This window comes from Aequorivita soesokkakensis, from assembly GCF_001641085.1.
Classification (GTDB): domain Bacteria; phylum Bacteroidota; class Bacteroidia; order Flavobacteriales; family Flavobacteriaceae; genus Aequorivita; species Aequorivita soesokkakensis.
The window spans coordinates 42,790-56,463 of the sequence record NZ_LXIE01000013.1 but is presented as its reverse complement, the minus strand read 5'-3'; the positions used below and the strand labels follow the sequence as shown (position 1 = coordinate 56,463).

Below are 13,674 nucleotides of genomic sequence, written 5' to 3'. Positions count from 1 at the left end.
TTCAGGTTTCAGGTTTCAAATATAACTAATTTTTTAGTTTAAACTAATTATTTAGTTGTTTAATTTTTAAATAAAAAAAGACCTCACGGTTTTTGAAACTTGTGAGGTCTTGAGTATGAATTCCGAATATTTACACCCAAACAGTCTTTTCTTCAATACTGCTTTTGCGAGTGCCCTCGGGCAGTTCAACATCATATTTTCCCAAATAGAAAAAACCGAGACATTGCTCCCCTTCTTCCAGTTGAATGAATTTGTCCATATATTTTATAATCCCTGGAGAAGCCCAATAAGAGCCAATTTCCATTTCGTGGGCAGTTAACCACATATTTTGGACAGCCATCGCGGTAGCTGCAATCTCTTCCCATTCGGGTAAACTTTCACCGGGATCGCGCTGCATACAGATGGCTATTACACAACCTGCTTTTACGGGGTTGTCCATAAATTTATTATATGTGAATTCTGAAAAATTCTCTGTAGTTTGTTTGTAGGTTTCTGCTATAAATTTTCCGAGTGCAATTTGTGATGTTCCGTGAAAAACCTTAAAGCGCCAAGGTTCCGTACGTTTATGTGTTGGAGCCCAATTTGCACTTTCAAGTATGGCTAAAATTTCCTCCTTAGAAATAGGTTGATTGTTGTATTGGGCGGGGAAAACCGCTCGGCGGTTCTTTATAGTTTTTGAGATCATTTATTTTTTAATTTGGCACGTGAAGATAGTAAAAGCCTTTTTGAAAAAAAACAATTTTAAGCGAATGTGGGAACATTAAAAATAATATTTTGTTGCACCAAAACATCAGTAACCATTTTCAAGTCGCCTGTGTTTGGCGCTTTTGAAATTTCATTAGAAAGCAGCGCTTCAACTTTATTTTTCATTGCATCGTTATGGTATTCCAGCAATAATTCGTTATCACCCAGTTTAACCAAGCAATCCTTTTTTCCAAAGTCAATAACCACTTGTGGATTCAACCGGAGTTGTGAATCATTTTGTGGATAAGCTCGCTGCAAGACTTTGTAAAGTGCTTCCAAAACCCTTTCTTTTGTTACGGAGGTCAAGCAGATTCTGTGGGCACAGTTCAAGATTACATCATAATTACATTTAAGGTTACAAACACCCTTTTTACCCCAAATAAGTTCATTATGTTGTGCAAAACTGCCCCAGCTTCCAGGGCCGGTTGGGCCATAAATTCCCACAGAGGGAACATTAAAAGCACCGGCAACGTGGGTAATTCCTGCATCATTGCCAATGTGGAAAAGTGCGCCAGCCATGGTCTCGCCAACCTCAACCATGCCTCCGGTGATAAATTCAACGTGGGGCATCAGCTTGCTAAAATATTGTGCAATATTTGGATCGTCTGGCCCCATAATAATTTTGCAATCTAAATTTGGGAAGATTTCGCGCAACTTTTCAATTAAAGCAGCATATTTTTCAGTGGGCCAAATTTTAAGCAGAAAACCAGCTCCGTGATGTACTACAAAGTAAGGGTTTGAAGCATTTTTATTGTTTTCAAAATAAGGATAGCTTTCCAAATGGTTGTCTATATCAATATGCAATTTTGAAACTGTATCAATATAATGCTGAATGGCGTGCTGCTTCACTTTTTTATGGGTTGGATATTTCAGCGCGTGCGGCAAATCATAGCCTCGAAAAGCTGGATAATTACCCAATTCATAAATATTATTATAATTGGATTCATCATTGCGCGCGTCGGGCTCACTCACAACTTTAACGCCTTTTAAATGTTTACCGAAAAAATCCACAAGCCTGGGTGAAACGGCAAAATGAAGCTCTTCCGAAACCTCGGCCAACTTATAAATGGCGGGAATAGCAAAGAAAATATCGCCCAAGCCACCATAGCTTTTATAAACCAAGACTTTTTTTAGTTTTTTGTTTTCAGATTTTTTTGAAGTATTTAAAATTTCTGAAATGGCGTTCCAAAAATTTTCAGGAGCTTGAAGCATTTCAGCTTTTGCCATTTCAACATTATCGGGATAAAAATCGAATGAAAAAGTGCCTATTCTATCATTTGAAAGTATTTCGCAACCTGAGAGGAATGCTTCTGCGGCAAGTCTTCCCGAGGGTTCGGGCCAAACAGGTTTACATATAAATTGCTTTGTTTTTCCAAGAATTTCAAGCACTTCAGTGTTTGGAACGGGTTCATGAAAAGTCATGTTTTTTGGCATTTCGCGGCGCAATCTATTTTTTCCGAAGACTTTAAAATTTAAATTGGGATGTTCTTCGGCATAGGTTACATATTCGTGACCACCTTTTAGAAAATTCAAATCTCCAAAAAATGGGATGGTACTTTCATCTTTTTCTTTGTAAGGTTTTAATTTATTCACATCAACGGTGGGTGGCATGATGAGATGGTTTGAAACAGCTTCTCCATAAAAATCAAAATGTGACTGGTAATGTTTTGGGGATTGAAAAACATTCAGCGCCGCATTGGAAAACAGCTTTCTAAAAAGATGGAATTTATCAGGATTGCAACAACTTCTGACGTTATAATCTACTGTGCACAAAATATTCCGGCGCACACAGAAGTTATAATCATATTCAACTTTTATAAAAGGAATTGGTAGCGAAAGTAAATATGCAATCAATTCCAATTCAAAATGGCAGCGTGAGGTGCTGTTTAAGACTACTAAATCTGCTTTTAAAATTTGGTTTTTTGTTTCTTCAAAATTTTTCAGAAAATCTACTGAAACGGAATAGTTTTTAGCTTCACCAAGCGTCATTAACTCTTTAATGGTAAGCTCTGCACCGCGTGGTGTTTCCAAAAATGTATCGTGAAGGAATAGAATTTTTTTCAAAATAGAGAAGGCTTAAAATAGGATTGGACATTTCAGAAAAGGCTTAAAGAAATGTCCAATCAATTTAAAAAACACTAACAAACAGACTATGCTTTTTCAAATATCAAAATGTCGGTTCCACTACCGCCACCACTTACGTCGCGTAGTTCAATTCGTGTTGGCAGTACGCTTATAATATCCCAATCGTCGTTAAACTCGTTAAAAGGAGTTCCGTTAAAATTCAAGGTAAGTTCATTGCCAGAGCCGTTTACGGACCAACTTCCATTATTGGTATTGCTTCCATTTGTTGCCACAACCTCATCACTAACTTTAAAATCGACGGTATAGCCATTATAGTCTGAAGTTTCATCATCACCGCTGTCTATGTAGCTTGCAACCTTCCAGTTTGTGGCAATTAAAATATCGCGAATTACTTGGGCATCGCCATAATATCCGTCATCATAGTAACCATCATCATAATAGCCATCATCATAATAGCCATCATCATAATAGCCATCATCATAATAGCCATCATCGTAGTAACCATCATCGTAGTAACCATCATCGTAGTAACCATCATCGTAATATCCGTCATCATAATAGCCGTTGCCATAATACCCATTATCATAATAACCGTCATCAAAGAAGCCATCATCATTAGATGTACATGATGAAAGTATAGCGCCAGTGATAGATATTGTTGAAACTGCAAGTAGTGCTTGCCCCGATTTTTTTATAAAATGCCTTCTTTCCATAATTTTTCACTTTGAGGTTGTTATAAATTTAGCAAAAAATAAATAAATACTTCTTTACTCCATTTATAAAATAAACATTTACTTTAGAAAATACCCTACCATCTTATCAAGAAAATTTATCTACGTGCTTTTTTCTTTTTATTCGTTTTTGAACCAACCCGAGACATGGCGCATCTAAATCCAATATAATCGGTGGCCATATATTGGGGAAGAAAACGTCTTTGGGCAGGATCAAGCCAATAATCGCCATCGCGCCATGAGCCACCTTTATAAACCCTTACTTCATCATCAATAAGCGTTGTTTTATTGGAGCTTTTGTCATATTCCCTTTGAATTACGCCAACACTATCCGCATACGTTTTTTGGACGGGGGCATTGTACATTGGGTATTCGTTTGAACTTCGGTTTTTGGCATTATACAATTTAGACCCTTGATCGCCATCTTTATAATTTCTGTTATCGCTTTTTGAAAAATTTATTCGAAGATAGGTTTCCCATTCATCAACGGGAACTTGAACCAGCTCGCCCGGCAACTGTCTTGGAATAAGTTTTCCTGTGGGAAGTGTGTCATAAATTATAGAGTCAACCGTAACTACGTTAAAAGTTCCATCAGCATTTCGGGAATCTTTTGTGTAAACATTTCCGCGGAAATAGTTGAAGTCATTATAATCATCTTCTACAATAGGCCTATAAACATCTGCGACCCATTCAGCCACATTTCCTGCCATATCATAAAGACCATAATCATTAGCTGGATATTGTTTTACTTGCGCAGTAATATCCGCATTGTCATCACTCCAACCTGCAATACCGCCGTAATCGCCATAGGATTGTTTGAAATTTGCCAATTGGTCACCGCGGGATTTTCGTTTTCCAGAACGTGTGTACTGACCGTTCCATGGATATTTTTTTCTTCCTTTATGAGTATTGTATTCTCGAATTCCGTCAAGGCCCAAAGCTGCATATTCCCACTCGCTTTCCGTTGGCAAGCGATATTCTGGAAGAAAAACACCATCTTTTCGCTGCATATATAAATCAGTATGTTTTGCGGCAATAATTGAACTATCTTTTCTAAGTTCAACCAAAATTTTGGAACGTTTTCCTCCGTTTAAGATAGAATCGTTTCCGCCGTAAGCTAAAGTTGGAGTTTTAATATAGGTTTCTGTAGAAAATATTTCGTTTCCGCTCACATTATATCGAGCATTTGGAGCCGTAAAGCTCGCCTCTTCAAGTAATTTTTCATTGACTCTATCGGTTCGCCATTTGCAAAAATTGACAGCTTGGAGCCAACTTACCCCAACAACCGGATATTCAGAAAAAGCCGGATGGCGGAGATAATTGTTGACCATAGCTTCGTTAAAACCTAGGGAATTTCTCCAAACCAAGGTATCAGGGACAGCGCTGTAATAAATATTTCTGTAGTTATCAACGTCTGGCGGGAAGACTCTTTTTATCCAGTCCAGGTATTCTGCATACATTAGGTTTGTAACTTCGGTTTCATCCATATAAAAGGACATGACGTGCTGCTGATTGGGAGTATTGTTCCAATCACCCATGGGATCATCCTGCACACGGCCCATCGTAAAAGTGCCACCTTCTATAAAAACCAATCCTGGGCCTGTTTCCTGCTCTTTGGTTTTTTTATTATAATCTCTGGCAAAACCACCCATACGACCAATCATTTTCCAACCTGTTGCCCGCGAACTGTTTTTGTAATCGCGTTTATTGGAGCAGGAAGCTGAAAAGATTAATAAAAAAATAAGAAGCAATCGGGTCATCAAACTAGTGGTTTTATGAGTGTCAAAAATAAAATTATTCCGCTTTGAAGCAAACTTATGATCGGTTGATTTTGAGGAAATCACACTAATGTGGGGATGTTCTTACCTTTTCGCGCACTATTGAAGTTGCAATAAAAACAATTTGTAAAAGAGAAGTCGAAAAACACACCTTTTTTGGAGTAACTTTAAAAGAAACCAAAGAGATAACACCCAAAAACAAAAAAAGCCTCTCCATTAGGAAAAGCTTCTCATCGGTCTATTTCTAAACCACAAGCCACCTTTAAGTGACTCAACACAACATCTTGTTGCGGTCTGGACGAGACTCGAACTCGCGACCCCCTGCGTGACAGGCAGGTATTCTAACCAACTGAACTACCAGACCAAGTTTTCAATCTAACTTTCGAAAGACCCCAACAACAGTTGGGCAAAGTGAAAATTTGTTACCATACATTTTGGAATTGCTCCCTTGCCGTATTAAGCGGTGGCAAATATACCACTCCATTTCATTTTCGCAAACTATTTTTTTAAAAAATAATAATTTTTATCCAAACTTCTGACGCTCCACTAAATAGGTTGTCAAAATCTTGTTGAAACTTTCATTAATGTCGGTCAGAACGTACTTTATTCTGTATTGTGCGCAGCGCAGTTGAAGCTCCTTAAAATATTCCTGCACCCCTTTTTCGTATTGTTCTTTAATATTATCCGCGTAAAGATTTATAAATTCGCCCGTTTCAACATCAACAAAACGCTTTGGACGATTGTTAAAATCAAAATTTACCTCCCGCTTTTTGTCGAAAGTATGAAAAAGTATGACTTCGTGTTTATTATACTTTAAATGCTGAAGTGCCTCAAAAAGTTTTTCCGCTTCGGCGTCACTTTGAAACATATCTGTAAAAAGGAAAACCAAAGAGCGGCGTTTTAGCTTTTCAGCAATTAAATGCAAGTGCTCGTATGTTTTGGTTTCGGTTTTTTCTTGGGAAGAAAGTAAAGCTTCATTCAACTTCTGAAGCAACATTTGGTGGTGTCGCTCACTTCCTTTTTCCGAAGCATAAAATTCATATTCATCACTATAAACACTCAACCCGACAGCATCGCGTTGTCGTTTCATCAAGTTCATAATTGCCGCGGATGCCAACACCGAAAAACCAATTTTGTTCAAAGAATTTATGTTGAACTGTTTCAGTTTTGGATAGTGCATCGAGCTACTATTATCAACAATCAAATGGCAACGCAAATTGGTCTCTTCTTCGTAGCGCTTTGTATAAAGTTTGTCCGTTTTAGCGAAAAGCTTCCAGTCTATATGCTTGGTGCTTTCGCCATTATTGTAGATTTTATGCTCTGCAAATTCTGCTGAAAATCCGTGAAACGGACTTTTATGGAGCCCAGAAATAAACCCTTCAACCACTTGTTTTGCAAGCAGTTCAAGATTTTTAAAACCCGTAATCTCGTTTATTTCTTTCTCTATATTCATCCAGTCACCCTGAGCGCAGTCAGAGGATTATTCTGCTTTTTTCTTCAGAATATACATAGCGGCCATATCTCCTTCAATTGTGTTGCCAGATTTATCTAGCATCCACAATTGGTTTTCGCCCACTTTATACTGAAGGGTTTGGCTTTCACCATTCAAAAGTACCTTTGAACCGGTTTCGTCCCAAACATAGGTTCCGTTTTCTTTGAAATCACTTTCGCCTTCCGTTTTGCCCATATAAGTTTGCCAAAGCGTAAAAGTGTTGTCGTTTCTAAATTCCAAAGTAGTTTTTATTCCCTCGCAATCCGCACACGGAATAGTGCCTTCGTAAACCCCAAGCCAATCCAACGAATTTTCTGAATTGTGCGAATCCATTTCTGTTGAAGAAGCTTCTACGTTTTCAATGTTTTCTTCGGAAGAGATTTCATTCTTCTCGCCATTTTTGCACCCGAATATAAACGTTGCAATAACAGCAACTAATACTATTGATTTTTTCATAATATATTATTTTAAAATTTTATCCACTATCCCGTATTCCACAGATTCTTCTGCGCTCATCCAATGATCGCGGTTAAAATCCTTCATTACTTTTTCAAATTTTTGGCCACAATTTTCAGCTAAAATCCGCGCGCTAATTTCTTTTGTTTTCAAAATTTCCTGCGCCGTAATTTCAATATCGCTGGCAACACCTCTTGCGCCACCGCTTGGCTGATGAATCATTACACGGGCATGAGGCTGAATAAATCGTTTTCCTTTTTCACCTGCTGAAAGCAAAATGCTTCCCATTGAAGCTGCCAAGCCAGTACAAATTGTTGAAACTGGGCTTTTTATTTCTTTAATTGTGTCATAAATTGAAAATCCGGAAGTAACATAGCCCCCCGGGCTGTTTATGTAAAATTTAATTTCGTCGTGGCTCAATGCATCTAGATACATTAAACGATCAACAACGTGGCGGGCACTTTTGTCATCAACCATTCCCCAAAGGAAAACCTTGCGCTCTTCTAATAATTTGCCATCTATTTTATCTTGTATTTTATTCGTTTTTTCCATAGTTTTCGGTGTGTCCCCTCGAGCGCAGTCGAGAGGTTTTTATAAGCTTGTTTTTCAAAAAGAGGTCTCGACTGCGCTCGACCAGACATTTTTACTAATATAGAAAAAGGCTCAGCAATACGCCAAGCCTTTTTGTTTTAATTTTTCTTTTTTCAAATATATTACAAAAGGGAATCAATCGCTTCTGCGTAAACGTTTTTAGGAGCAACGCCCACTTGGCGGCCCACTACTTCGCCATTTTGAAAAACCAAAACGGTTGGAATATTACGAACTCCATATTTTGCGGCAAACTCTTGGTTTGCATCCACATCTACTTTTCCTACAACGGCTTTACCGTCATATTCTTTGCTTATTTCTTCAATGATGGGCCCTACCATTCGGCATGGTCCGCACCAGGCTGCCCAAAAGTCAACCAATACCGGTTTGTCGCTTTTTAAAACCGTTTCTTCAAATGTTGCGTCTGTTATTTCTAATGCCATAATCTTTGTTTTTAATGAATGTCAAAAATAGTTAAATTTTACACGAAATCCCCTGCTCTTAATATATGTTTAGGAAATGATTGTATTGTTTATTTTTATTGTTGGTTGTTAGCTCTTGGTTCTTGGGTAAAGGAAGTTGTCAGTTTAGTTTATAACTTAACTGCTCGCGTTCCAGTTCATCCAATAATTCCTTTGAAATATTGATTTTATGTTTCCTGCTGGGCATTGTTAAATGGATTTTTTCCTCATTTTCATAAACCACAAAAAACAACTGCTTTTCACCTTTATGAGTTTTTACAAGGTTTTTAAGCGAATTGATCTTTTCATCTTTTAAATCGTTTAAAGGAATTGTGAGCGTAAGCTTTTTCCCGTGGGTTTCCATTACATCGTGAAGCAATTGAATGCTGTTATACTGAAGTCGCGGCTCGCCTTTTTTTCCAGTATCGCGATTTGTCCAACCTTCTTTCACAAAAACACGCCCATAAATGAAGGAATTTGGAACTAAGAAATGGCGCCATTTTAGATATTCTTCGCCAAAAATTTTGAAATCATAACTGTCCTCATAATCTTCAACAGTGAAAATGGCCCAGCCTTTTCCAGCTTTAGATTCGCGATGTTGCACATCACTAACAACGCCTCCAAAACACATTTCTTTATTGAGGTAATCTTCTAAATGATTAAAATGCGAAACCTTGCAATTAGTGAAACTTTTCATTTCAATTTTGAAATCATCCAATGGATGACCAGAAATATATACGCCAACCACTTCGCGTTCCTGTTTCAGTTTCTTCATCGTTCCCCATTCCTCACACGGGGGAACTTCGGGTTCGGGAATTTGCACTTCACTGGCATCGCCAAATAAACTTACCTGTGAAGAATTCTGCGTTTCTTGATATTTTGCTGCATAACGAAGTACTTTTTCAATAAACATAACGCCATCGCCATCGTCGTGCAAATATTGTGCACGATGCGTGTCAAAACTGTCGAAACCTCCAGCCAAAGCTAAATTTTCAAATGCTTTTTTATTTGCGGAACGCAGATCGATTCGCTTTGCCAAATCAAAAACAGATTTGTATTTGCCATCTTTTCTATGTTCAACAATGGTTGCTACGGCACTGCTGCCCACGCCTTTCACCGCGCCCATTCCAAAACGAACGGCTCCTTCATCATTTACGGTGAATTTATGAAACGATTCGTTCACATCTGGACCCAAAACATTTAAGCCCATTCGCTTGCATTCGTCCATAAAAAAGGTAACCTGCTTTATGTCGCTCATATTATTGCTCAGCACCGCCGCCATATATTCCGCGGGGTAATGTGCTTTTAAATAGGCAGTTTGATAAGCAATCCAAGCGTAACAAGTGGAGTGGGATTTGTTGAAAGCATAACTCGCAAATGCTTCCCAATCCTTCCAGATTTTTTCAAGTTTTTCGGCATCGTGGCCTTTTTCCGAAGCTTGGGCTACGAACTGCGGCTTCATTTTATCGAGTACCGCTTTTTGCTTTTTCCCCATTGCCTTTCGTAAAACGTCGGCTTCGCCTTTTGTGAAACCTGCCAACTTTTGCGACAGAAGCATCACCTGCTCTTGATAGACCGTAATTCCGTAGGTTTCCTTTAAATACTCCTCCATTGCGGGAAGATCGTATTCAATTTCTTCCTCGCCGTGTTTTCTACGTACGAAACTTGGAATATATTCCATCGGGCCGGGGCGATACAGTGCGTTCATCGCAATTAAATCCGCAAAGACCGTTGGCTTCAATTCCTTCATATATTTCTGCATTCCGGCAGATTCATATTGAAAAATTCCTACGGTATCTCCCCTTTGGAAAAGTTCATACGTCTTTTCATCATCGAGCGGAAAGTTGTCCGGATCGAGGTCAATGTTGTGCTTGTGTTTTACGAGTTTTACCGTGTCTTTTATAAGCGTCAACGTTTTCAAACCGAGGAAGTCCATTTTCAAAAGACCCGCACTTTCCACAACCGAGTTATCGAATTGGGTAACGTACAAATCTGAATCCTTTGCGGTTGCAACGGGAACGAAATCAGTAATATCACTCGGTGTAATAATCACGCCACAGGCGTGGATTCCAGTATTTCGAACGGAACCTTCAAGTATTTTTGCTTGGTTTATTGTTTGTGCTTCCAAATCGCTTCCTTCGGAAAGGTTTAAAAGTTCGTTCACTTTCGGAAGCTCATCGCTTCGGAAACGGCTTCGCAATTCCGCATCGCTCAAACCGAAAATCTTGTTCAGTTTGGTCATATTTGGAATCAATTTCGAAATCCGATCAGCTTCATTTAAAGGCAAATCCAACACCCTTGCAGTATCGCGAATGGAAGATTTTGCGGCCATAGTTCCGTAAGTAATAATCTGCGCCACTTGATTACTGCCGTATTTATTGATTACGTAATCCATAACCTTGCTACGGCCTTCGTCATCAAAATCGATATCGATATCGGGCATACTCACACGATCCGGATTTAGGAAACGCTCAAAAAGCAGATCGTACTTAATCGGGCAAATATTGGTTATGCCCAAACAATACGCCACCGCGCTTCCCGCTGCCGAACCACGACCCGGACCCACGGAAACGCCCATTTTTCGAGCCTCGGCAATGAAATCCTGTACAATCAAAAAGTAGCCGGGATAGCCAGTATTTGCGATTACACTTAGTTCAAAATCCAATCGTTGCTTTATTTCCTTTACCCGTTGTGAGGCAACTTCGGGAATTTCAAAATCCGTTAATGCTTCATAAGAAACTTCCAGCAATTCGGGGTAACGTTTTTTTGCACCTTCATAGGTTAAATGCCGCAAATAGGCATTTTCACCGCGCTTGCCACCGTCAATATCTTCAGTATTTAAAAACTCTTGTGGAATGCCGAAATTTGGCAGCAAAACATCACGGTGCAAACTGAAAGGTTGGATTTTTGAAATAACCTCTTCAATATTCAAAATCGCTTCGGGAAGATCCTTGAAAAGAACCTTCATTTCGTCCTGACTTTTGAAATAATATTCCTGGTTTGGCAAGCCATAACGATAACCACGACCACGGCCAATTGGCGTTGCCTGCTTTTCACCGTCTTTTACACACAGTAAAATATCGTGTGCGTTGGCATCTTCTTTCTTAATATAATAGGTGTTGTTGCAGGCTACAAGTTTTACATTGTTGCGCTTCGCCATTTCAATCAAAACATCATTGACGCGCTTTTCGTCTTCTTGCTCGTGGCGCATCACTTCCACATAAAGATCTTCACCGAACATTTCCTTCCACCAAAGCAATGCTTCTTCTGCCTGATTTTCACCAATATTTAAAATCTTTCCGGGCACTTCGCCGTAAAGGCTTCCCGTTAAAACAATGATGTCTTCTTTGTATTTTTCAACTATATTTTTATCAATCCGAGGCACGTAATAAAAACCTTCGGTGTAAGCGATTGATGCCATTTTAGCCAAATTGTGATAGCCGTTTTTGTTTTTGGCAAGCATCACAATTTGATAGCCGTTGTCTTTGTGATTTTTATTTAAATGGTCTTCGCAGACGAAAAATTCACATCCAACAATTGCTTTTATGGGTTGTGCCGAAATTTCTCCTTCGTCATTTTTTGGCAAATCTGCGAGGGATTTGTTATAATTGGAAACAGCCTGCACAAAATGAAATGCGCCCATCATATTTCCGCTATCGGTGATGGCAACTGCGGGCATATTGTTCTCAACTGCGGCGTTTACCAAATCCAACGTGCTGGAAGTGGATTGCAAAATTGAAAACTGCGAATGGTTGTGAAGGTGCACAAACGGAGCATCTTCCAAGGTGGCAATGTTTTCTTTTATTTCTTCTGAAGAAATTTTTTCAGTTTCCGAAGAATCCTGCATTTGCTTTCGGATTCTTTCCGAAGCTTTTTTGAGGTTTATGTGTTCAATTCCAATTAATTGAATTGTCTGCGGGTTTTCTTCGGAAAAATTTTCGAAGTAATCCGGCTGCACATCCAATTCTTCTTTCGTGAAAATCTGACGGCGAACCAATTCCAAAAAGCAACGTGTTGTTGCTTCAACGTCTGCCGTTGCGTTGTGGGCTTCGGCGAAAGGCTCGCTGAACAAAAATTCGTGAAGTTCGGTTAACGTTGGCAGTTTAAACTTTCCGCCGCGACCGCCGGGAATCTGGCAAAGTTGGGCGGTGGTTTCGGTACAGGTATCTAAAACTGGAATATTTGGAAGCGGATTTTCAATTCCCAATCGGAAAAATTCCGCGCCCATAATATTTACGTCGAACCCAACATTTTGACCAACAACAAACTTCGTTTTTGAAAGTGCTGCATGAAATTTTCTTGCCACTTCTTCCAAGGAAATTCCTTCGGCGGTTGCCAATTCAGTGGAAATTCCGTGAATTTTTTCGGCATCAAAAGGAATATTGAAACCTTCTGGCTGTACCAAATAATCCTGATGCTCAATCAAATTACCCATTGCATCATGCAATTGCCACGCAATCTGGATACAGCGCGGCCAATTATCGCTATCGCTCACGGGAGCATTGAAGCGCTTGGGAAGACCTGTTGTTTCTGTATCGAAGATTAAATACATTTGCAGTTATGAGTTATGAGTGTTGGGCTATGAATTAAGTTTCACATAAGTTTTAGTGAAGAGGTAAAAATAGAAAAACCTCCCGCTTTTGGGAAGTTAAATTATCACGAGTTGTTCACAATAAAAAACCGTTTCCGGGAGTTCCGAAAACGGTTTTCTTTTCTTCTTTTTCAAGATTATTTATTAGGATACTACAGCTTCAAAGTTCTTGGCACTTTGCCATGCAGTATTAATCGTGTCACGCTGGTTGGTCAAAATTTTCTGCGTTGTTGGCGGTAAGGTAGTGTCTTTAATCACTTCGTTATACTCTTCAATTGCAGCTTTTTCGCCTTTTTGGACTTCTTCTAAAATGGTTTCTTCATTATTTGAAGAAAACGCAGTTTCAATATCCATCCAAGTTCTGTGCATTGCCCCCGTGGCACTTCCACCTTTTTCAGGAGTTTCGCCATAGTTTTTAATTTCGGTTTTTAATTCGTGGCCGAAATCATATCGCTTTTGCGCTTGTTCGCTAAAGAACTGCTTCAATTTTGTGTTTTCCACATTCTCTGCAGCTTTTTTATAACCCTTTTCAGCATCATAATTTTTCTCTAACAGTTCGTTTAATTTGTTCGTCATTTTTTCAGTAAACTTCATCATCTTTCGTTTTAAATTATACAGTTGTTTTGTTCAACATCGTTCCTCTAAAGACAACTGTTCAACTTCATTCGGATATATCCTAATATACCATGAATAAAGGCGGTCAACGAATTATTAACCTAAGTTTAGTGGAAATTAACAGGGTTTAACC

General features: G+C 39.0%; 10 protein-coding genes and 1 tRNA gene. All 11 read right to left on the bottom strand.

Annotated features, from left to right (window positions below):
• Positions 1-130: 130 nt before the first annotated feature.
• Positions 131-685 carry a nitroreductase family protein gene (locus tag A7A78_RS07670; protein WP_068761869.1) on the bottom strand — a complete coding sequence of 185 codons (555 nt, stop codon included), beginning with the start codon at positions 683-685 and terminating at the stop codon, positions 131-133.
• 56 nt (positions 686-741) lie between these two features.
• Positions 742-2,808, bottom strand: coding sequence for a glycosyltransferase family 9 protein (locus tag A7A78_RS07665; protein ID WP_068761868.1), 2,067 nt, complete (start codon positions 2,806-2,808; stop codon positions 742-744).
• A gap of 86 nt (positions 2,809-2,894) precedes the next feature.
• Positions 2,895-3,542, bottom strand: coding sequence for a hypothetical protein (locus tag A7A78_RS15210; protein WP_207489342.1), 648 nt, complete (start codon positions 3,540-3,542; stop codon positions 2,895-2,897).
• Positions 3,543-3,658: 116 nt separating this feature from the next.
• On the bottom strand, positions 3,659-5,320 hold the full coding sequence (gldJ, locus tag A7A78_RS07655) for a gliding motility lipoprotein GldJ (RefSeq protein WP_068761867.1): 1,662 nt from the start codon (positions 5,318-5,320) through the stop codon (positions 3,659-3,661).
• A gap of 308 nt (positions 5,321-5,628) precedes the next feature.
• A tRNA-Asp gene (locus tag A7A78_RS07650) sits at positions 5,629-5,702 on the bottom strand.
• 159 nt (positions 5,703-5,861) lie between these two features.
• Positions 5,862-6,791 (bottom strand): DUF58 domain-containing protein, encoded by a 930-nt coding sequence (locus A7A78_RS07645; RefSeq protein ID WP_068761866.1) that lies wholly within the window; start codon positions 6,789-6,791, stop codon positions 5,862-5,864.
• 27 nt (positions 6,792-6,818) lie between these two features.
• Entirely contained in the window at positions 6,819-7,286 is a 468-nt protein-coding gene (locus A7A78_RS07640; protein ID WP_068761865.1) for a copper resistance protein NlpE, read from the bottom strand.
• A 6-nt stretch (positions 7,287-7,292) separates the two neighbouring features.
• Complete coding sequence (locus A7A78_RS07635) at positions 7,293-7,838, bottom strand: ClpP family protease (RefSeq protein ID WP_068761864.1); 546 nt, start codon at positions 7,836-7,838, stop codon at positions 7,293-7,295.
• A 161-nt stretch (positions 7,839-7,999) separates the two neighbouring features.
• A complete protein-coding gene (gene trxA / locus A7A78_RS07630; RefSeq protein ID WP_068761863.1) occupies positions 8,000-8,317 on the bottom strand; it encodes a thioredoxin in 318 nt (105 codons plus the stop codon).
• A gap of 139 nt (positions 8,318-8,456) precedes the next feature.
• Positions 8,457-12,887: a DNA polymerase III subunit alpha gene (gene dnaE, locus A7A78_RS07625; RefSeq protein WP_068761862.1), complete on the bottom strand. Its 4,431-nt coding sequence runs from the start codon at positions 12,885-12,887 to the stop codon at positions 8,457-8,459.
• A 183-nt stretch (positions 12,888-13,070) separates the two neighbouring features.
• Positions 13,071-13,520: a ferritin-like domain-containing protein gene (locus tag A7A78_RS07620; RefSeq protein WP_068761861.1), complete on the bottom strand. Its 450-nt coding sequence runs from the start codon at positions 13,518-13,520 to the stop codon at positions 13,071-13,073.
• Positions 13,521-13,674: the final 154 nt, after the last annotated feature.